This window comes from Pseudomonas sp. Z003-0.4C(8344-21) (genome assembly GCF_900104975.1).
GTDB lineage: Bacteria > Pseudomonadota > Gammaproteobacteria > Pseudomonadales > Pseudomonadaceae > Aquipseudomonas > Aquipseudomonas granadensis.
In genome coordinates this window covers 2035279-2056392 of sequence record NZ_LT629756.1, presented here as the reverse complement: position 1 = coordinate 2056392, position 21114 = coordinate 2035279, and the positions used below count along the sequence as shown (strand labels likewise).

At 60.5% G+C, this 21114-nt stretch carries 14 protein-coding genes; 3 read left to right on the top strand and 11 right to left on the bottom strand.

Annotated features, from left to right (window positions below; all coding sequences use genetic code 11):
* Positions 1 to 15 precede the first annotated feature (15 nt).
* The 7 genes from BLU24_RS09505 to BLU24_RS09475 form a co-directional block, all read right to left on the bottom strand.
* Positions 16 to 777: a TenA family transcriptional regulator gene (locus BLU24_RS09505; RefSeq protein WP_418951641.1), complete on the bottom strand. Its 762-nt coding sequence runs from the start codon at positions 775 to 777 to the stop codon at positions 16 to 18.
* Positions 778 to 856: 79 nt separating this feature from the next.
* On the bottom strand, positions 857 to 3316 hold the full coding sequence (locus BLU24_RS09500; RefSeq protein ID WP_093099507.1) for an EAL domain-containing protein: 2460 nt from the start codon (positions 3314 to 3316) through the stop codon (positions 857 to 859).
* Positions 3317 to 3518: 202 nt separating this feature from the next.
* Positions 3519 to 5345 carry an ABC transporter ATP-binding protein gene (locus tag BLU24_RS09495; protein ID WP_093099504.1) on the bottom strand — a complete coding sequence of 609 codons (1827 nt, stop codon included), beginning with the start codon at positions 5343 to 5345 and terminating at the stop codon, positions 3519 to 3521.
* On the bottom strand, positions 5338 to 5940 hold the full coding sequence (locus tag BLU24_RS09490) for a DsbA family protein (protein ID WP_172833328.1): 603 nt from the start codon (positions 5938 to 5940) through the stop codon (positions 5338 to 5340). Before BLU24_RS09490 ends, BLU24_RS09495 begins: the two co-directional genes overlap by 8 nt.
* 35 nt (positions 5941 to 5975) lie before the next feature.
* Positions 5976 to 6917 carry an oxygen-dependent tRNA uridine(34) hydroxylase TrhO gene (trhO, locus tag BLU24_RS09485; RefSeq protein ID WP_090285086.1) on the bottom strand — a complete coding sequence of 314 codons (942 nt, stop codon included), beginning with the start codon at positions 6915 to 6917 and terminating at the stop codon, positions 5976 to 5978.
* A 161-nt stretch (positions 6918 to 7078) separates the two neighbouring features.
* Positions 7079 to 7378, bottom strand: a complete 300-nt coding sequence (locus BLU24_RS09480) for a BolA family protein (RefSeq protein WP_090285088.1) — start codon at positions 7376 to 7378, stop codon at positions 7079 to 7081.
* 12 nt (positions 7379 to 7390) lie between these two features.
* Positions 7391 to 7906, bottom strand: coding sequence for a DUF2059 domain-containing protein (locus BLU24_RS09475; RefSeq protein WP_090285089.1), 516 nt, complete (start codon positions 7904 to 7906; stop codon positions 7391 to 7393).
* 192 nt (positions 7907 to 8098) lie between these two features.
* Here BLU24_RS09475 and BLU24_RS09470 point away from each other — a divergent pair, with 192 nt between their 5' ends.
* A complete protein-coding gene (locus BLU24_RS09470; RefSeq protein WP_093099498.1) occupies positions 8099 to 9493 on the top strand; it encodes a class II fumarate hydratase in 1395 nt (464 codons plus the stop codon).
* A 104-nt stretch (positions 9494 to 9597) separates the two neighbouring features.
* On the opposite strand, the gene BLU24_RS09465 is transcribed toward BLU24_RS09470, so the two are convergent.
* Complete coding sequence (locus tag BLU24_RS09465; RefSeq protein WP_093099495.1) at positions 9598 to 10557, bottom strand: DMT family transporter; 960 nt, start codon at positions 10555 to 10557, stop codon at positions 9598 to 9600.
* 208 nt (positions 10558 to 10765) lie between these two features.
* Here BLU24_RS09465 and BLU24_RS09460 point away from each other — a divergent pair, with 208 nt between their 5' ends.
* A complete protein-coding gene (locus BLU24_RS09460; RefSeq protein ID WP_093099493.1) occupies positions 10766 to 10960 on the top strand; it encodes a DUF6316 family protein in 195 nt (64 codons plus the stop codon).
* 135 nt (positions 10961 to 11095) lie between these two features.
* Here BLU24_RS09460 and BLU24_RS09455 read toward each other — a convergent pair whose 3' ends face one another.
* Complete coding sequence (locus BLU24_RS09455; protein ID WP_093099491.1) at positions 11096 to 12280, bottom strand: thiolase family protein; 1185 nt, start codon at positions 12278 to 12280, stop codon at positions 11096 to 11098.
* Positions 12281 to 12383: 103 nt separating this feature from the next.
* Positions 12384 to 13898, bottom strand: coding sequence for a polyphosphate:AMP phosphotransferase (gene pap, locus BLU24_RS09450; RefSeq protein ID WP_093099489.1), 1515 nt, complete (start codon positions 13896 to 13898; stop codon positions 12384 to 12386).
* A gap of 173 nt (positions 13899 to 14071) precedes the next feature.
* On the opposite strand from pap, the gene mnmC reads away from it, so the two are divergent.
* Entirely contained in the window at positions 14072 to 16051 is a 1980-nt protein-coding gene (gene mnmC / locus BLU24_RS09445) for a bifunctional tRNA (5-methylaminomethyl-2-thiouridine)(34)-methyltransferase MnmD/FAD-dependent 5-carboxymethylaminomethyl-2-thiouridine(34) oxidoreductase MnmC (protein ID WP_093099487.1), read from the top strand.
* Positions 16052 to 16054: 3 nt separating this feature from the next.
* On the opposite strand, the gene BLU24_RS09440 is transcribed toward mnmC, so the two are convergent.
* On the bottom strand, positions 16055 to 20884 hold the full coding sequence (locus tag BLU24_RS09440) for an NEL-type E3 ubiquitin ligase domain-containing protein (RefSeq protein ID WP_093099485.1): 4830 nt from the start codon (positions 20882 to 20884) through the stop codon (positions 16055 to 16057).
* Positions 20885 to 21114 lie beyond the last annotated feature (230 nt).

Genomic DNA, 21114 nt, shown 5'->3' with positions numbered 1-21114 from the left:
CGGGTTAGCGACCGATCAATTCTCGACTACCGCCCTGCGCTCGCGGTTGTGCACTGCGCGCTCCGACGTCTCTAGCTGCATGCAGCGTTCAAGGAACAGGTACATGTAGTCGTAGCTTTTGCAGATTGCCTGGCGCAGTTCGGCCTGCAAGGCCTTGCCTGGGTTCATGCCGGCCAGGGTGCAGATGATTTCAAGGGCTTCCCACGGATGCGCGTCGTCGTACTGCGCATGCATCTTCAGCCACTTCATCGCACGCTTGCGTTCCTCTTCGGGAAACGCGGCAGCGTAGACGCCGGTGGAGCAGACCACCGCCGACCACTCCCCGGTAGCGCCTTCGATGGCGTAGTTGGTCGCGGCAATGGCGACGATCAACGAATCGGCTGAGCTGGTGTGCCAGCACCAATGACTCAAGGCATGCAATTCCGGCGGCACGTGTTGGGCCTGAAGGTCTTCCAGGCTAACGCCGTGGGCCCTGCTCCAGTGCACCCAGTAATCGGCGTGATTGAGTTCGACGCGAATGTTGCGCATCAGCCAGCGTCGCGCCATGTCCTCTCCCGGATGGCGAGCGAAACGGGTCTTGGTAAGGTTCTGCGCCATGTACAAGGCAAATTGCTCAACCACCGGCCAGCCACCAATCAGGTACTGACGCATGGTTCTGGCGCTGAGCTTGTTATCACGCATGCGCAGGTAAAGTTCATGTTCGACAACCCGGCGCTTGCTCTCGCTGCAATCCTGAATCAGCTGTTGTGCCCAGCCAGGATAACTTGCAGCTTCCATGAGGGGTCCGGTTCGGTTGAATGTGTCGATCACTGTTCGGCTCCTTTTGAGTTGTGATTGTAAGGATCGGCAGAAAACTTCAACGGAACGTGCCAGGCGCTTTGAATAACAGCGGCTGCGGTCTGGCGGATCTACTTTGCAAACTGTCACAGGTAAACAACTGCGGGCGTTCGATGACATAACCCTGAGCGTAGTCGACTCCGATTTCAAGCAATGCCTGCTCGATCTGGGCTGTTTCAACAAACTCGGCAATCGTCTGCTTGCCCATGACATGCCCGATGTGATTGATCACTTCGACCATCGCCCGGTTAATCGGGTCGTCCAGCATGTCCTTTACGAAACTTCCGTCGATCTTCAGGAAGTCTACAGGCAAATGTTTCAAATAAGCGAACGAAGACATTCCGGCACAAAAATCATCCAGTGAAAAATAGCAACCTAAGCCCTTGAGTTCATTAATGAATCTGATTGCACTGCCGAGATTTGCAATTGCACTGGTCTCAGTAATTTCAAAACAAATCATTTCAGGCGGTATGTTGTAGTTAACAAACTGTTCGCGCAGAAAGTGCAAGAACGCGTCATCTCCTATAGTAATTCCTGACAGATTAATCGCACACATTGCTAATGGGCGCTGATGTTCCTGGGCAATACATTGGGCAATAACTTTAAATACGTTCTGAACTACCCAACGGTCTAGTTGAGTCATCAAACCATAACGCTCGGCGGCGGGAATGAAACTGTCAGGCAAGATCATCCGTCCGGACTCATCGTGCAGACGCAGCAGAATCTCGATGTGCCCAGCCTCGCCGTGAGTCGGCTTGAGCGGGGCGATTTCCTGGGCGTACAGACAAAACCGGTTTTCTTCCAGCGCCATGTGCAGCCGCTGCACCCAGGCCATTTCCCCAAAGCGCAGCGACAGCTCGGAGTCATCGGCATGGTAGACCTGCACGCGATTGCGGCCCTTTTCCTTGGCCATGTAACAGGCCATATCGGCAGCGCGCAGCGAGGCTTCAAGGGTGGTCGGAGTCTGCGCGACATGCACCAGGCCGATGCTTACCGTGGTCAGAAATGGCCGTCCCTTCCAGACAAAGTGCAGGTTTTGCACGGTCTGACGCAGCGAATCGGCGATCTTTTCCGCCGCTTCGGGGGCGCAGTTCTCCAACAGAATGCCGAATTCGTCACCGCCCAAACGCGCGAGCGTATCGCCCTCGCGCAGGCCCGATTGCAGCAGCGTACAGATGTGTCGCAACAGCTCATCGCCGGCGGCGTGACCGCAGGTGTCGTTGACCAGCTTGAATTGATCCAGATCGAGAAACATCAACGCATGCCGCCCGGCCTGACGCGTGAGGTTGTGCAGCGCCTGCTCGAGGCGGTATTCGAACTCGCGGCGGTTGGCCAGCCCAGTCAACGCATCGTGGGTGGCCTGCCACGACAGATTGGCGATGTACTGGCGCTCCTGCGTCATGTCGTGCAGCACCAGTACCGTGCCGCTGACCTTGCCGGCATTGCGGATCGGCGCACCGACCAGGGTCACCGACAAGGTGCTGCCGTCCAGGCGCTGAATCAGTTTCGAATGCTCGCTGCCGCCGCTGAGCTTGCCGCTGAGAATGTGCTCGATCAGCGTCAACCCTTCGGCCTGGGCGTTGTCATCGAGCAAATTGAACAGCGCAGAGAGTGGCAGCCCGGCGGCCTGCTCGGCCTTCCAGTGGGTCATCGCTTCGGCGGCGGGGTTCATGTAGTCGATGGCGCCGCTGACGTCGGTAGTGATGACGCCATCACCGATCGAATGCAGGGTGACGTGCGCGCGGTCTTTCTCCAGTTGCAGCGCCTCGGCGAAGGCGTGACGTTGCTTGAGCAATTTGTGCGTGCGCCACAGCGCCAGGACGATCAGCCCAAGCGCCGTGGCCAGATTGGTGAACAGCAACAGGCGCATGATCATCCGCGAGCCTTCGCCCAAAGCATCGCTGAAGGCCTTGGCGGCTGGGGTCACGGCATCGTTGATGTTGAAGATCCGCGTCTTCCAGTGCTGGATATCGGCGTCGCTCGCTGAACTCTGCGAAATGCCGCGATGCATTTCCTGGGCGACCTCATCGAGTTGGTCCAGATAGCCATCACCGACCGTCCAGCGATCGATGGCGGTTTCCAGATAACTGAAATGACGGAAATTGAGGTACAGCCAGATCAGGCTTGAAACATCATCGGGGTGGTTGCCGCCCTTGAGAATGCCTTCGCGCGCGGCAGCCAGGTCCGGCGGCTGGCGGTCCAGCGCCAGCCGCAACTGATGCCCGCCCTGCGGCACGCCGATCGCCTCGCGATACTTGAGAAAAATCGCCTCGTCGCGGCTGTCGGCATACAGATTGAGGTAATAGATCGCGTCTTTCTGGCCCTTGGACCAGAGACTTTCACCGGCAACGTAGCCGCGAACGGCCGAAAGCACATACAGGCTGACGCCACCCAACAACGCTTGAAATAACACAACGGCAATAAATGGCCAGACGATGCCCAACAACCGTGGCGTTCCGAGAGTCCGCTTTTGCTTCATGAGATCCCTTGCGCAAGCACTGCCAGATGGACACCGGAAAAATCCCGCTCCTGACAGCTCAGCCTAGGCTAATTTTCGACCTGTCAAAGGGACAGCTCTGCCGTCCTCTACGTCGATTGTGCAAGCCGCCGGCCCGAAGCAGCGTTTGAAGGGGTTTTACTCGATGCAATTCAAGCACTAAGCACAGAAACCGCACTGAATTTCAAGGCCGCTGGATCTGCTGCAGATGACCGTAGAGCTTGGCATACAGCCCGCCATCGGCAATCAATTGCTGATGATCACCGTCTTCGGCAATCTGACCATCGTCGAACACCAGCACGCGATCGGCTTGCTTCACTGCCGACAAGCGGTGGGCAATGATCAGCGTGGTGCGGCCGTTGAGGAAGCGCGCCATGGCCTGATGCAGGTTGTATTCGGTAGCGGCGTCGAGGGCCGAGGTGGCTTCGTCGAGGATCACCACTTTCGGCTCGGCGAGGATCATTCGCGCAATCGCCAGACGCTGGCGCTGACCGCCGGACAGACGCACGCCGGAGCGTCCGACGATGCTGTCGAGGCCGTTGGGCAAGGCGCGCACAGTGGCTTCAAGCTGGGCGATTTGCAGCGCCTGCCAGCAGGCTTCGTCGCTGCGGGTGCGGCCCATGGTGAGGTTGGCGCGCACTGTGTCGTTGAACAGCGCCGGATGCTGCAAAACCACCGCAACGTTTTCCCGCACGGTTTCCAGGCCGATGTCCTGCTGGGTCGAGCCGCCGAAACGGATGGTCCCGGCCAGCGGCGTGTACAGCCCGAGAAGCAACTGCACCAAGGTACTTTTGCCGCCCCCGCTGGCGCCGACGATGGCCACCTTCTCGCCCGGCGCAATCGACAGGTTCATCTGATCCAGCACCAACTCATCGCCATAGCTGAAACTCAGGCCTTGCACCTGAATGCCGACGGTGTCGCGGCCCTTGAACGGATCGACACCGCCCGGGTATTGCGGCTCATCGGCGCGCGCCAGCAGTTCGTTGATCCGCGCCAGCGCCCCACCCGCCGCGTAATAGGCGTATTGCAGATTGAGCAGTTGTTCGACCGGGCCGATCATGAACCACAGGTAACTGAACACCGCGAGCATCTGCCCGATCGACAGGTCGGAAAACAACACGGTGAGCATTGCCGCCGCACGGAAAATATCGATGCCGAACTGGAACAGCAAACCACTGGCACGGTTCGAGGCGTCGGTTTTCCACTGCGAATTGACCGCGTAGTTGCGCACTTCCTGCGCGCGCAGGCCGAGGCGTCCGAGGAAAAAGCCCTGGCGATTGCCGGCGCGCACTTCCTGAATCGCATCGAGGGTTTCGCTCAGCGCCTGGGTGAAGCGCGCAGTGCTGTCGTTCTCGAGTTTCTTCAGGTGCTTGACGCGTTTGCCCAACTGCACCGTGGCGTAGATCACCAGCGGGTTGAACAGCAGAATCAGCAGCGCCAGTTTCCAGTGCATCCACATGAGAATGCTGGCGGTGCCGACCAGCGTGAGCATCGCCACCAGAAAGCGGCTGAGGGTTTCCCCGACAAACTTGTCGAGGGTGTCCAGGTCGGTAACCAGATGCGTAGTGACCGTGCCACTGCCCAGGCTTTCGTATTCACCGAGAGAGATGCGTTTCAGCCGCTCGATCAGGCGCACGCGGATGCGGTAGACGATGTCCTTGGCCAACCGCGCAAACAACCGCGACTGCAACACGCCAAAGCACAACGCGCTGCAACGCAAAGTCAACGTAACCACCAGCATCAGGCCGATATAGCCCGCCGCCTGCTGCCACATGCTCGGCAGGAAATGGTTCATGACTTTCAGCGCCGCATCGCCGTGGCCTAGCAGCACTTCATCGACCAGTAACGGCAGCAACAGCGGAATCGGCACGCTGCACAGCGTCGCCAGCACGGCCACGCCGTTGGCGATCCACAGAGATTTCTTGTGTGTGAGTGCCAGGCGCCGGACTTCTGCCCAGCTCAGCCGGTCGCCTTGCTTGCCAGCTGCCGTGTCATCGCCAAGGTCAGGCACAGGCGGCGCGCTCCAGCCAGCGGCCGAGCAACGGCGCCAGCTCGCTGAGCGGTTGATAGCCATTGGTCAGCAGCGCCAGTTGACCGTTGCGCTCGGCCAGCAGGGTCGGGAAACCGGCGATGCCCAGATCCTGGACCCAGGTGAAATCGGCCTGGGTGGCTTTGTATTGGTCGGCATGATCAAACAATGCGGCGAACTCGATGCGCGGCACACCTGCCTGCTCGGCGAGCTCGACCAGCACGCTGGCCTGGGTGACGTCGCGACCTTCAACGTAGAACGCCTGCTGGATCAGGCCGACCAGCGTCCAGGCGCAATCCGGCGCCAGACTGCGCGCGGTGACGATGGCGCGGCAGGCCGGTTCAGTGTCGTAGACAAAACCGTCCGGCAATGCCCCGTCGAGCTTGAACGGCTGGCCGGTGGCCTCGGTGACCGCCTGCCAGTGTTCAAGGATGTAGCGACGCGTGGTCGGTTCCAGCGCCGCGCCGCTGCCGGTGCGCAAGCCGCCGACCACCAGATGCAGCTCGACCCCGGCTGCCTGCGCCTGCTCGACCAAGGCCTTGGCCACCGGAGCAAAACCCCAGCACCACGAACACATCGGATCCATCACATAGAGCAGGCGCGCAGACATGATCAGGCCTCGGTGGATGCTTGCTTGTAGTTGTAGCCGATCGGGTGCGGCTGGTTACGCGCCTTGGCCAGTTCGATCTGCTTTTGCCGGTCGATGGCGCTGCGGCGGGTTTTCTCGCTGAGCTTGTCCCAGCAATGCGGGCAACTGATGCCGGCCACGTAATGCTCGGAGGCGCGATCTTCAACGCTGACCGGAGTGCGGCAGGCATGACATTGATCGTAGTCGCCTTCGCTGAGGTCGTGGCGCACGGTGACGCGGTTGTCGAACACGAAGCAGTCGCCCTGCCACCTGGTTTCTTCCTGCGGCACCTCTTCGAGGTACTTCAGAATGCCGCCCTTGAGGTGATAAACCTCTTCGAACCCTTCGCCGAGCATGTAGCTCGAGGCTTTTTCACAGCGGATGCCGCCGGTGCAGAACATCGCGACCTTCTTGTGCACGGCCGGATCGAAGTGCTCTTTGATGTATTCGGGGAATTCGCGAAAACTGGTGGTTTTCGGATCGATGGCGCCTTCAAAAGTGCCGATCGCCACTTCGTAATCGTTGCGCGTGTCGATCAGCAGGACTTCCGGGTCGCTGATCAGCGCGTTCCAGTCCTGCGGTTCGACGTAGGTGCCGACCTTCTTGTTCGGGTCCACGCCTTCGACGCCGAGGGTGACGATTTCTTTCTTCAGCTTGACCTTGGTGCGGTAGAACGGTTGTTCGTCGCAGTACGATTCCTTGTGATCGATGTCGATCATGCGTGGATCGTTTTTCAGCCAGGCGAGCAGGCCGTCAATGCCTTCGCGGGTGCCGGAAACAGTACCGTTGATGCCTTCTTCGGCAATCAGCAGAGTGCCTTTGATGCCGTTGTCGACCATCGCCTGCAGCAGTGGCTCGCGCAGGTCAACGTAATCTTCGAGGGTGACGAACTTATACAGTGCCGCCACGACAATCGGTTGTGTCATGGGTATTTCTCCAGGTGGCTACCCTCGCAAAGGGTGAACCGGATTCAAAAAAAACGCGCCGGCTAAGCGGCGCGTCGGGATTTTAGCAAAAAAGCAGCTACAAGCTCCAAGCTTAAAGCGGCAAGCCAAAACTCATCCGCCTTCAACTTGCAGCTTGCCGCTTATCGCTGATCTCCTCCGGCACAAGTTGGCGACGCCGGTGCAGCGCCCACTTCTGCCCATTCCTGCGGGGTGTAGGTGTGCAGCGCCAACGCATGGAACTCGCCCATCAGCTCGCCGAGCGTGCCGTAGACTTTCTGGTGGCGCTTGACCCGGTTCAGGCCTTCGAACTGCGCGCTGACCACCACGGCCTTGTAGTGCGTCTGTAACCCGCGACTGTGCATGTGGCTTTCATCCAGCACTTGCAGATGCTCAGGCTGCAGCAGGCCCAGCGTCGATTCGATGCGTTGTTGCATGGTCATCACGAACTCCGCTTACTTCTTCTTGGCCGGTGCAGCGGCCGGGGTCAGCTCTTTGGTCATGTCGTCGAGCAGCTTGTTGACCACTGGCACAGCGCTTTCCAGCTTGCCCTGGGTCATCTGCGCCGATTGCTGGGTCAGCTGCGGCATTTTTTCCAGGACCTTTTTACCCAGTGGCGACTGGTAGAACGCGACCAGGTCCTTAAGCTCGGATTCGCTGAAGTTGCTGGTGTAGAGCTTGACCATGTCGGGCTTGAGCTTGTTCCAGCCAATGGCCTGGTCCAGCGCGGCGTTGGCCTTGGCCTGGTAGGTTTCGAGGACGGCTTTCTTGGCCTCGGGGGCTTTGGTCTGCTCAAAACGCTGGGCAAACATTTGCTGCACTTGCATGTACACCGGAGTGCCCAGTTTGTCAGCGTGAGCCAGGGTCAGGAAGGCTTCGGCACTGGCGTTGTGGCTGGCGGTATCGGCAAGCACCTGGCCGCTGGCGCAAACCAGTGCAACCGCGGTACAGATGGCACGAAGACGAGTCATCGAGTTTCCTTTTAAGCAAAGCGAGGTCAAACCCCAAGGGCGACCATTCTGCGCCTAACGATTGCCGCGGCTCAACCCCCAAGCCTTGCCGCGCTTGATTGACCGGGTCGGCCGGTCAACAATCGAGTCGATGGAACCACCACGGCCGATGCCGGCCTAAACTGCGCAAACAGACCAACAGGAGTGTGCACGATGAGCCGTATCGAAACCGACAGCCTGGGCCAGATCGAAGTCCCGGACGACGCTTACTGGGGTGCTCAGACGCAACGCTCGCTGATCAACTTCGCCATTGGTCAGGAACGCATGCCGCTACCGGTATTGCACGCCCTGGCCCTGATCAAGAAAGCCGCCGCACGGGTCAATGACCGCAACGGCGATTTGCCTGCCGACATCGCCCGGCTGATCGAACAGGCCGCCGACGAAGTGCTCGACGGCCAGCACGACGACCAGTTCCCGCTGGTGGTCTGGCAGACCGGCAGCGGCACCCAGAGCAACATGAACGTCAACGAAGTGATCGCCGGTCGCGCCAACGAACTGGCCGGCAACCCGCGCGGCGGCAAGACGCCGGTGCACCCGAACGATCACGTCAACCGCTCGCAAAGCTCCAACGACTGCTTCCCCACCGCGATGAGCATCGCCACTGCACAAGCCGTGCAGGAGCAATTGCTGCCAGCCATCAGCGAACTGTCCGGTGGCCTCGCCGAACTCGCGGCGCGCCACATGAAACTGGTGAAAACCGGGCGCACGCACATGATGGACGCGACGCCGATCACCTTCGGGCAAGAGTTGTCGGGCTTCATAGCGCAACTGGATTACGCCGAACGGGCAATTCGCGCCGCATTGCCGGCGGTGTGTGAACTGGCCCAGGGCGGCACCGCAGTCGGCACCGGGTTGAACTCGCCGCATGGTTTTGGTGAGGCGATTGCCGCGGAACTGGCGGCGTTGTCCGGCCTGCCGTTCGTGACCGCACCGAACAAGTTCGCCGCCCTCGCCGGCCACGAACCGCTGACGAGCCTCTCCGGCGCGCTGAAAACCCTCGCCGTGGCGCTGATGAAAATCGCCAACGACCTGCGTCTGCTCGGCTCCGGTCCCCGCGCGGGGTTTGCCGAGGTGAAACTACCGGCCAACGAGCCGGGTAGTTCGATCATGCCCGGCAAGGTCAACCCGACTCAGTGCGAAGCGCTGTCGATGCTCGCCTGTCAGGTCTTGGGCAACGACGTGACGATCGGCATTGCCGCCAGTCAAGGTCACTTGCAGTTGAACGTGTACAAACCGGTGATCATCCACAACCTGCTGCAATCGATCCGTCTACTCGCCGATGGCTGCAGCAACTTCCAGCAGCATTGCATCGCCGGGCTGGAACCTGACGCCGAGGCCATGGCCCGCCACCTGGAGCGTGGGCTGATGCTGGTGACGGCGCTGAACCCGCACATCGGTTATGACAAATCGGCGGAGATCGCCAAGAAGGCCTACAGCGAAGGGCTGACCTTGCGCGAAGCGGCGTTGCAATTGGGGTATCTGACCGATGAAGAGTTTGATGCGTGGGTGCGGCCGGAGAACATGATCGAGGCCGGGGCCAAGGGCTGAGATTTGTAGCGTTTCTTAGTCAGTCATCGCGAGCAGGCTCACTCCTACAGGGCGAATGCGGTCCCCTGCAGGAGTGAGCCTGCTCGCGATGGCCCCGACTCGGTCTAACTGGCTGCCATCTTGATCCGCCGCGCCTTGAGCCCGGCAATCAACGAAGGCCCCAACGCCACCAGCGCCGACCCCAACACCACCAGCACTGCCCCGCCATAGCCCAGCGCATTGATCTGCTCGGCGTGCACATACTCCGGCCAGACCCGCGCGGCCATCGCCACCGCCGCGAACGTCACCAGCGGTGTGATCGCCAGGGTTGCACTGACCCGCGACGCTTCCCAATGCGCCAGCGCTTCAGCGAACGCGCCGTAGGCGATCAGCGTGTTCAGGCAGCAGGCCAGCAGCAACCAGCCTTGCAGCGGGCTCAGGTTCAGCGCTTCGAGCGGATGCACCCACGGCGTCAGCAACAAGGCACAGAACAGATAGATCACCATCATCACTTGCAGCGAATTCCACACCGTCAGCAATTGCTTCTGGCCCAGCGCGTAAAAGGTCCACACGGTCGACGCCAGCAGCACCAGCAAGACCCCCGCGGTGTAATCCGACAGCGAGGTCAACAGCTCTGCCAGACGCTGATTGAAAAACAGCCCGAAGCCGATCAGCAACACCAGCAAACCGATGCCCTGGCCAATGCTGAAGCGCTCCTTGAACACAAACAGACTGGCGATCAGCAGCATGATCGGGCCCATCTGTACCACCAGTTGCGCGGTGCCGGGGCTGAGCAGGTTCAGACCCATCAGGTACAGCACGTAGTTGCCGACCAATCCGAGCACGGCCATCAGCACTAGCCAGCCGCCCTTGGGCCCGAGCACTTTGCGACTGGGTAGACGTTTGACCGACGCCAGATAAAGGAACAGACAGCCGCCGGATACCAGCAGGCGAAACCAGGTCACGGTGACCGGGTCCATCACCAGCAGCACCTGTTTCAGTTTGATCGGCAGAATGCCCCAGAGCAACGCGGTCAGCAGCGCGAGGAACAATCCATAGACCCAGCGACCGGACGAAATGTGCATGCGAACCCCAAAAGCCTGCTGACAAGAATCGCCATTCTAGGCGCGCATTGCGTTGTGACACAGGGACAGTTGCACACAGGCCGCGAATGCAACTGTGCAGGTCGCAGCATTATGTTGACGCGTTGCCGTTGATCGACTCGCCGCGCAGGCCAAGTGCTTCAGGGATAAGCTCAGTTGACATTCAAATCAACCGCCGGGGAGACCGATCATGTTAGCCATGCGCGCCGAGGACAGCGCCCCCGCCACCCGTTTTCGCAGCGACCGGGTGTGCCGGATCAACGGCCAACTGTTTTTCAGCACCCGGGAAAATACCCTTGAGGGGCCGTTTGATAGTCATGAGAAGGCAGAGCAGGAAATCCGCGCTTATATCGCGCGGATGCAGCTTCTGGATTCCAACCGCTGAGCGGTGGTGATCCCATCGCTGGCAAGCCAGCTCCCACAGGATTGGTGGCGTACACAGATTTTGCAAACGCTACGAGACCTGTGGGAGCTGGCTTGCCAGCGATAGCAATCGAACAGGCAACAAAAATGCTATGGCTTAGCGAACTGCCTCAAACAACCCACTGGCCCCCATCCCGCCACCGACGCACATGGTCACGATGCCGTAACGCAAATTGCGCCGCTGCAACTCGCGCACCAGATGCCCGACCTGGCGTGAGCCGGTCATGCCGAATGGGTGGCCGATGGAAATCGAGCCGCCGTTGACGTTGTATTTCTCATTATCGATCTCCAGCCGATCACGGCTGTACAGGCACTGCGACGCAAACGCCTCGTTCAATTCCCACAGATCGATATCCGCCACCTGCAAGCCCTTGGCCTTGAGCAGTTTCGGCACCGAGAACACCGGGCCGATGCCCATTTCGTCCGGCTCACAGCCAGCGACGGTAAAGCCGCGGAAGAACGCCTTCGGTTTGAGCCCCAGCTCAAGCGCCTTCTCCAGACTCATCACCAATGTCATCGACGCGCCGTCGGACAGTTGCGAGGAGTTGCCGGCGGTGACCGAGCCGTCATCAGCGAACACCGGTTTCAGCCCGGCGAGGCTTTCATAAGTGGTGTCGGGGCGATTGCAATCGTCGTGATCGACCACGCCGTCGAGAATCTGCACCTCACCGCTGTTTTTATCCTCGATGCGGTATTTAACCGACATCGGCACGATCTCATCATCGAACAGCCCGGCGGCCTGAGCCTGCGCAGTGCGGATCTGGCTTTGCAGCGCATAACGATCCTGCGCTTCGCGGCTCACGCCATAACGCCGCGCCACCACCTCGGCGGTCTGGCCCATCGTGTAATAGATGCCGGGGGTCTGCTGCTTGAGCAGCGGGTTGATCAGGTGATCGGTGTTGACGCTTTTCAGGGTCAGGCTGATCGATTCGACGCCGCCGGCAACAATGATATCGCTGCAACCGGAAGCGATCTGGTTGGCGGCGATCGCAATCGCCTGCAAGCCCGACGAGCAGAAGCGGTTGAGGGTCATGCCCGCCGTACCGGTGCCGAGGCGCGACAGCACCGCCACGTTGCGACCGATGTTATAGCCCTGCGCACCTTCGTTGGAGCCGGCGCCGACGATGCAATCCTCCACGCTGGCCGGGTCGATGTCGTTGCGCGTCAACAGGGCGTTGACGCAATGGGCCGCCATGTCATCGGGGCGGGTCTGGTTGAACTTGCCGCGAAAGGATTTGGCCAGGCCGGTCCGCACGCTGTCGACGATCACCACTTCACGCATGGCATACCTCATTGTTGTTGTCGGTTGAAAGTGGACCTGAGCATAAGTCCACCTTCTTGCCGACCGCGAGGATCATTCACCCGGCGTATGCGCGGCCATCGCTTCAGTCTTTGCGTTTCTTGGCCTGCTTGTCGGATTTTTCGAACGCCTCTTCCAGGGCGCGGTTAATCGTGCGCAGCACCTTGACCCGCGCCCAGCGCTTGTCGTTGGCTTCGACCAGGGTCCACGGGGCGATTTCGGTGCTGGTGCGATCGACCATATCGCCGACGGCGGCACGATAGGCATCCCACTTGTCGCGATTGCGCCAGTCGTCTTCGGTGATCTTGAAGCGCTTGAACGGAATCTCTTCGCGCTCCTGAAACCGCGCCATTTGCGTGTCCTTGTCGATGGCCAGCCAGAACTTGACGACGATCACCCCGGAGTCGGCCAGTTGCTCCTCGAAATCGTTGATCTCGCCGTAGGCGCGCAACCAGTCGGCCGGCTTGCAGAAACCCTCGATCCGCTCGACCAGCACGCGGCCGTACCAGGAACGGTCGAACACGGTGAACTTGCCACGTGCCGGGATGTGCCGCCAGAAGCGCCACAGGTACGGTTGCGCCCGCTCCTCTTCAGTCGGTGCGGCAATCGGCACGATGTTGTACTGACGCGGATCGAGCGCCGCCGCAACCCGGCGGATCGCCCCGCCCTTGCCGGCGGCGTCGTTGCCTTCGAACACCGCGATCAGCGCATGGCGGCGCATGCGTTTGTCGCGCATCAGCCCGGACAGCCGCGCCTGTTCGGTGATCAACTGTTCTTCATAGTCTTTCTTGTCCAGCCGCTGGCTGAGGTCGAGGCTGTCGAGCAGGTTCAACTGATCGACCGGCGTACCCAACGGCGCAGCGCTGACCTCCTGCGGATTGACCTCGGCGCGTTTGAGCGCGCTCTGCAAACCTTCCAGCAGAATCTTGCCCACCGCCAGGCTGCGGTAGTTGGCATCGGCGCCTTCGATCACGTGCCACGGCGCGTAATCGCGGCTGGTGCGGCGCAGCACGCGCTCACCGTATTTGACGAACTTGTCGTAGGTTTGCGATTGCTGCCAGTCGAGCGGGCTGATCCGCCAGCTGTGCAGCGGATCGTCGGCCAGCGCCTTGAGCCGTGCCTTCATCTGTTTCTTCGAGAGGTGGAACCAGAATTTGAAAATCAGTGCGCCTTCATCGCAGAGCATTTTTTCCAGGCGTTCGGCGCCGGCAATCGCCTGATCCAGACGCGGGTCCTTGAACAACCCATGCACCCGCCCCTGCAACATCTGGCTGTACCAATTACCGAAAAAAATCCCCATGCGGCCCTTGGCCGGGAGCATCCGCCAGTAGCGCCACGCCGGCGGCCGCGCCAGTTCTTCATCGGTCTGCTGGTCGAAGGTGCGCACTTCGATCAGGCGCGGGTCCATCCACTCGTTGAGCAACTTGACCGTCTCGCCCTTGCCCGCGCCTTCGATGCCGTTGATCAGGATGATCACCGGGAAGCGCTTCTGCTGCTGCAATTCGAACTGGGCTTCAAGCAAGGCTTCGCGCAAGGCCGGGACAGCGGCATCAAAGGTGTCATCGTCGATGGCGTGACCGATTTCAGCGGATTCAAACATAGGGACGGCTCCTTCCAGGATTCAGCAAGACTAGCGGATTGGGCACAACCGCGGCGCAGAAATTCCCGCGGGCCGCGGATTGTCAGTGAGCGGCCGACCGCATGCCTTGTCATGGATCAAGCAGGGCCGGTGCGATCGGCTAGAATGGCGGCCTTGCCGTTGCCGAGCCTGCCATGAAACCTGTATTGCCCCACGCCCAGCTCGACTGGGATGACCACGGACGCCCGCGTTCGCGAGTGTTCGATGACGTGTATTTCTCCGACCAGTCGGGGCTCGACGAAACCCGCTATGTGTTCCTTGAACAAAACCGTCTGGCCGAGCGTTTTGCCGCCCTGCCGGCGAGCGGGCGGCTGGTAATCGGCGAAACCGGGTTTGGCACCGGGCTGAATTTTCTTTGCGCCTGGCAATTGTTCGAGCAACACGCCGTGGCGGGTGCGCGGCTGCATTTTGTCAGCGTGGAAAAATACCCGCTGAGCCCGGCCGATCTGCAACGCGCCCTGGCGCTGTGGCCGCAGCTCAAGCCACTGGCCGATCAATTGCTGCGGCAGTACGTGGCGATCCACGAAGGTTTTCAGCGCATCACCCTGGCCGATGGGCGGGTGACCCTGACGCTGTTGATCGGCGATGCACTGGAACAACTGCCGCAGCTCGATGCACAGATCGACGCGTGGTTTCTCGACGGCTTCGCTCCGGCGAAAAACCCCGACATGTGGACCGCCGAACTGTTCGTCGAACTGGCCCGACTGGCGGCGCCGGGCGCGACCATCAGCACGTTCACCAGCACTGGTTGGGTGCGGCGTTTGCTCAACGCCGCCGGGTTCAAGATGAAACGTACGCCGGGTATCGGCCACAAATGGGAGATCCTGCGTGGCGAGTTTCTCGGCTGGCCGGCAGACGTGGCGCCACCCTTGCCGTACAAACCGTGGTTCGCCCGCCCTGCCCCGTTGACCGGCGAACGCCGTGCGCTAGTGATCGGCGCCGGGCTGTCCGGTTGCGCTACCGCGTCCAGCCTCGCCGCGCGCGGCTGGCAGGTCAGCTTGCTTGAGCGCCACGCTGGCGTGGCGCAGGAAGCCTCGGGCAACCCGCAAGGCGTGCTCTACCTGAAGCTGTCCGCCCACGGCACGGCGCTGTCGCAACTGATCGTCAGCGGTTTCGGCTACACCCGCCGCCTGCTGGAAAACCTGCAACGCGGCACCGACTGGGATAACTGCGGCGTGCTGCAACTGGCCTTCAATGCCAAGGAAGCCGAGCGGCATGCGCAACTGGCCGAGGCCTTCCCGGCAGATCTGTTGCAGTGGCTGGAGCAACCGGCGGCGCAGGCCCGTGCCGGGGTCGGTGTAGCCCATGGCGGTCTGTTCTATCCAGAAGGCGGCTGGGTGCATCCGCCCGCGCTGTGCCAGGCGCAAGCCGCGCAGCCAAACATCGAATTGCTCAGCCATCATGAAGTGCTGCAACTGCGCAAAGTCGATGACCAGTGGCAAGCGTGGGACGGCGAGCGCTTGCTCGCCAGTGCTGCGGTGGTGGTGCTGGCTGGCGCCGCCGAGATCAAACACTTTGCGCAGAGCGCCGAGTTGCCGCTCAAGCGCATTCGCGGGCAGATCACGCGTCTGGCGCAAACCGCGCAAAGTGCCGCGCTGGCGACGGTGGTGTGCGCTGAAGGCTACGTCGCACCGGCGCGTCTGGGCGAGCACACCCTCGGCGCCAGTTTCGATTTTCACAGCGATGACCTGACCCCGACCGCTGCCGAACACCAGGGCAATCTTGCCATGCTCGAGGAGATCTCCAGCGATCTGGTCGACCGTTTGCACATCGATCAGCAGCCCGTCGAAGGCCTTGAGGGACGGGCCGCGTTTCGCTGCACCAGTCCCGATTACCTGCCGATTGTAGGCCCGCTCGCCGACCTGCCAGCGTTCAATCAAACCTATGCAGCGCTGAGCAAGGACGCCCGGCAAGTGCCGGATGGCGCCTGCCCGTGGCACGGCGGTCTGTACGTCAACAGCGGCCACGGCTCGCGCGGGCTGATTACCGCGCCGCTGTCCGGTGAACTGCTCGCGGCGTGGCTGGACAACGAGCCGCTGCCACTGCCGCGCAGCGTCGCCGAAGCCTGTCACCCGAACCGGTTCGCCCTGCGCAAACTGATTCGCGGCAAGTGATGCTCAGTCGTCGGGCCTGGCGCACAGGCCCAGTTCTTCGATGCGCAATGCCTCCTCGGTCAGCTCCGTCCAGACAACTTTGAACGCCTCTTCACGTTCGGCCTTGATGATGTCTGCCTGGCTCCTATAGTCGGCGTCGCGCATGGTTTTCGCCTTCTCGTCCAGTGCGGTCATTCGCGGCGCATACTCCTCTTCGACAGGCACGAAGCGGCGGGGAAACGTCCGTTGCAGCCAGACTTGCCAGAACGTGCGCTCACTCATGAATTTCAGCCACTTGGGCGAAAGCTCGGCGACGCTGATCCTGTTCTGCGCCACTTCCAGATCGGCCTCGGTAACGCCGGCCTGTTCCCCAAAAAGCATGTGCCGCGCCTGGCCAGGCAACTCCAGCGTTTCGGCAAGACCGATACGATAGGCAAGGCCCACTTCCAATGGATCAAGCTTGGGAAACTTGACCGCGTGCTCGGCCGCGATGTCGTCCAGTTGTTCAAGCCTGAACAGGCCACGCCCCAGTTTCAACAAAGACCTGGCGCTGACGCCATTGCTGCCGGCGAGTCTGGTCAAGCGGTTGACCTGCACCGCCACTTCCAGACGACTGAATGTCACTGCTGCGGTGTCAGTGCAATTGATCGGGCTGGCAGCCAGTCCCAGCAGATGGTCACACAGCGCGGCGTCGTTCTCTGCGGCCTCAAGCACTGCCCAGACCCGCCGCTGCAGCTCCTTGTTGATTTTCTTCGAGTCGGCGGTATTGCCCAGTTCCGCAAGCAAGTGAAACAGCCCCTCGGCACGCGCATCGTCCTTGAAGGCGTTCCAGATTCGTTCACGCTTGCCAAATGTCTCACCGGCCTTTTCGGGAAACCACAGCGTACGGGCACGTTGCTCGTCGAGCCGGGCGATGTCATTTTCAAAGAATCCCATGCCGACGCCGTAATTGTCACGGTATGTCTGAAGGTGGGTTTTGCTCGGGTCGATCAGCGGATTATCCCCCAGGTCCAGCGCCTGACTGAAGCGTCTGGAGGTTTTGAACAGCCAGTCCGGCAGGTACTTGATCTGGTTTTTCTTCAGGTCCGCCCATTCCAGATTCAACAGGCGAGAAAGTCCCTTGGGCATTTCGGTGATGCCGGTGCTTTCCAGCAACAACCGACGCAGATGGAACATTCGAGAGACATCCGGCGTCGCACCCAGCGGGTTTTTGTTGAGATTCAAATGCCTCAACGTGTGCAAACCGTTGAGCTTTTTCAGGGTCTGCTCAGTCAACTGGAGCTTGTTTCCCGCCAGACTCAGGACTTTCAGATTGGGCATGTGCGACAGCACCTCTGGCAGACGCGTGATGACATTGTCATCGAGTTCCAGCGACTCGAGCTGCTTGAATGATTTGAGGAAGTACGCGACATCGTCGTCCAGTGCCATATCGCGCATGGACAGTTGCTGAATGTGATCAAAGCTGATCCCCGGCGGCAACGTCGGCAGCTTGCCGACGCGCATGCCGTCAAGGTTCAGTACGCCCACTGCTTTGCCGTTCTCGTTGTTCATCTGGTGAAAGCGCCGAAAACCCTTTTCGATCAGCTCGGCGAAGGTACGGCGACTGTGTCGAACCTCAGCCAGATCACCGCCTGCGGTGTTCATCGCGTCAATGTCTTCACCCCAGGTAAACAGCGCGTCACGCAGACTATCGAGATCCCCGCGCAAGACTTTGACTCGCATTGCCCGGCTCAGCGCATCGTCGCCCAGGCCGTCGATGAACTCACTGGCCTGCGCCTCGGTCATGCGCGGAAAGAGTTTGCGGACTTTGCGCAGCAATGCCGAGGGATGCTTCTTCACGGCTGGCTGATCGCCTTGCACGCAGGCCGGCTCGGCATCCAGCGGTGCGGATTCGTCACCGCTCAGCAGGCGCGCCGTGGCCTCGCGCTCGCCCAGTGCCTTCTCGAGTAACTGGCTGCGCAAGCCTGCGGCGTCGGTTGGCAGCGTGTCGGCAGCAGCGGCCACGCCCTTGGACGGCTTCGTCGGGACAGCCTTGAGGATGGCGTCAAACAACGCGTTGGGGCCGGCGGCAACTTTGCCTTGGGATTTACCACTGCCGTCAAACGCTTCATAGCCCGTGGCGGATTTTACCAGCGTACATTTTTTGCTGACGGTCGCCGACTCCTCGCCTATCGCTTGCAGAATCGGTCCGGTCAGCTTTTTATCGCGAATTTCCAGACGCACCTGCGAATCCCAGCCCCTGAGGCGCGGTAGCAGTTGAATCGCCAGTTTGTCAGTGTCGGCATTGGCCAGCCGTGGCCAGTGAAACCCGGCCAGCGAACGATCCAGGCGCACCTGACTGCTCGTTATTCTGACCCGCTGCCCCAATTGCAGCGGCACTCGCCCGGTGGTGCGCAGGTGCAGGCGCTGCACGCTTGGCGCCTGCTCGATGAGGCTTTGGACGTGGCGTGCCGGGATATCGGCGAAGACCTTGCGCAATTTCAAAACCTCATCGACGTCGCCTTGATCGTAGCGTTGATACATATGCTCGAACGCCTCGCGATAACCGGTCTTCAGCGCTGCACCGAGTTTTTTAGCCAACGTCGAATGCTGAGCGCTAGTGGCGACCTTGCTGCCCAGCAGGGCTTCGACCTCGCTTTGATACAAGCCATCGATGATGGTTTGCAGCAACTGTCCTCGAGCCAATTGGTCCGTGTCGACCACCACCCCCAGGGATTCGTCAAACACTGTGGTCCTGGGATAGGTCGCCGTGACGGTGCCCTCGGGATCGGTGACTTCGATATAGCGGTCAGTCGGCCAGCCGCGCATCTTTGGCAATGCATGCAGTTGGTCTTCGACGGCCTGGCCAGAATGGACTTCACCGCGTTGCAGTTCGTTGCTCAAGGTGCGCAACTGTCGCGCGAGGCGAACGCGCTCAATGGTTTCACGCAAGCGTACCGAGAGGCTGACGTTGTCGCGAAAAGCCTCATGCAGTTCCTCGGGCGTGACATCACAGAGGCGGCGCAGCATGTCCAGATCGCTATCGTCGAACTCGCTCAACGACGGATCGACACGTTTGAGCGCGTAGGCGACGCTGCTCCACTCCTCAGGCTGTTCGGCAGGAAGGCGCCAGCCGCCCTCGACGTGCCGGGTAATCTGCGGAACATAGGCTGACGCACGCCGGGCATGTTGCAGGCGCCAGACTTTGCTGGCGGGATCGTAATCACCGGCGAAGATTCGATGATCGATACGGCTCAGGGTCTTGTCGCCAATCTGATAAAACTCCTTCGAGCCCGGAGCGATGGTAAACCCGGTCGGCAGGGAATGTTCATAGGGCGCCAGATCGGGCTTCCACAAGCGTGGCTGCCCTGCGCCGTTAACGATGGCGCTGAATTGCGCAAAGAACTGCGGGTGCGCTTGCAGGAGTTTTTTGCCGAGCGTTGCTACGGCTTTCTGCCCGACGGCAAACCCGCCCATCACGGCAATGTTTTCCACCACGCTGAGCAGATGTGACAGCGCTTGCTGATGATCGCCACGACGCCAGTCCTCGACGCCTTCATAGACTTCAGCGAGCATTTGCCCGACCGCAACGCCCATCATCAACTGCCCGAGCACCGGTACTACCAGCCCGGCGACCGAGAGGACGGTCACACCCCGTTGAATAAAATCGAGCAGGCGCTTTTGCCGCACCTCTTCATCGATATCGTCGGTCGGCACAGCCAGCTTGCGCGCGTCGAGCTGTAGCTTGCCGACATGGCTCTGCACCATGAATTCGAAGAGCGGCACGGTCATCGGCCACTGTTGGATATGCCCGAGTTCGACGCTGTCGGTGAAGGTTTTGAAGAAGTCGGCCTTGTTGTCTTCATCGAGGCTGTTGGCGAAATACTCCCGGTAGTCTTTCTTTTGCATCTGCTGTGTCAGGTATTGCTTGAACACGGTGAAGCTCGGGTATTCATACAATGGTCGTTGCGGTTCGCCGGCGATGTACACCACACACCGTTCACTGGGGTACAACTCCACCGATCGGCTGGAAAACACCACCGCGCCCCAGACACAACTGTCGAGAATCTTCACGCCTTGCATGATCATCGCTTGCTTGCCATAGAGCTTGATTCCACTCGATAGCACGCCATCGGCGTCGATCAGTTTCTGTAACACCTGCCGGGTGGCCGCACTGATATTCCCCTTGAGGGCGGCCTGCTGCAGGTCGAGTTGCAACAGCAGTTTTTTCAGCTTGGCGATATCCCGGGTCATGGCGCTGGTGGCGACGACTTTGCCATCACGGTCCAGCAGGCCGAACACCTTCTGGAAATGCTCCTGGTAGCGTTTGCCCAGATCGAGCTCGCGGCACAGTTTGGCGAAAGCGGCCGGCGTCAGATCGCTCACGGCCTGCGCCGCACTGTTGATGCGAATGAAACTACCCCTCGGGAACGTATCAGCCGCCTCGTCTTCGCTGAAATTCTGCATGGCCGCTTGCAGCAGCGTCGGCGTCGCGTTGGGGAAGGTCTGGATGCCGTTTTCATCGGTGGAAGTTGCCGGGCAACCGCAGTCGACGCCGGGCAGGCTGAGAAAGTCTTTCTCGACATCAAACGTATCTGCCGGCCATTTACCGCTCAGGGCCGCGTGCAATTCGTCGATGCAGAAGCTATTCAGAGGTTTCAGCGCGAGCAGGTCCTTGTCGACCAGCACTTGCGTGTCGTGCAGGTCACGTACGGTCTGATCGAGTGCCGACAATGCTTCGGGGCTGGCTTTGAGCAGGTGCGCAGGCAAGGTTTTCTGCAGCGTTTGCGCGGTGTCGAGATCGGCGGTGGCCTCAAGCAGCGTACCCAGGATGGCGTCGTCGGATGGCGAGGTTTTGTTCACTGTGGCGGGCATGGCAATAGTCCTTTATTGCGGGTCGGACCGATGAACATAGCGAACGGCGGGAATGGCAGGTGGTATCTACCTATCGCCGCCATAAAACCCGGAAACTCAACGGTTGATGAACGACCCCAACACCCACTTATAACTTATCGTTCTAAAACTCCACCTACCGTGGCGGGTCAGTTTCTGAGTACCCGCCCTTTTGGCGAGGTCCCGTTTGACCCCTCCCCAACGGAAAAACC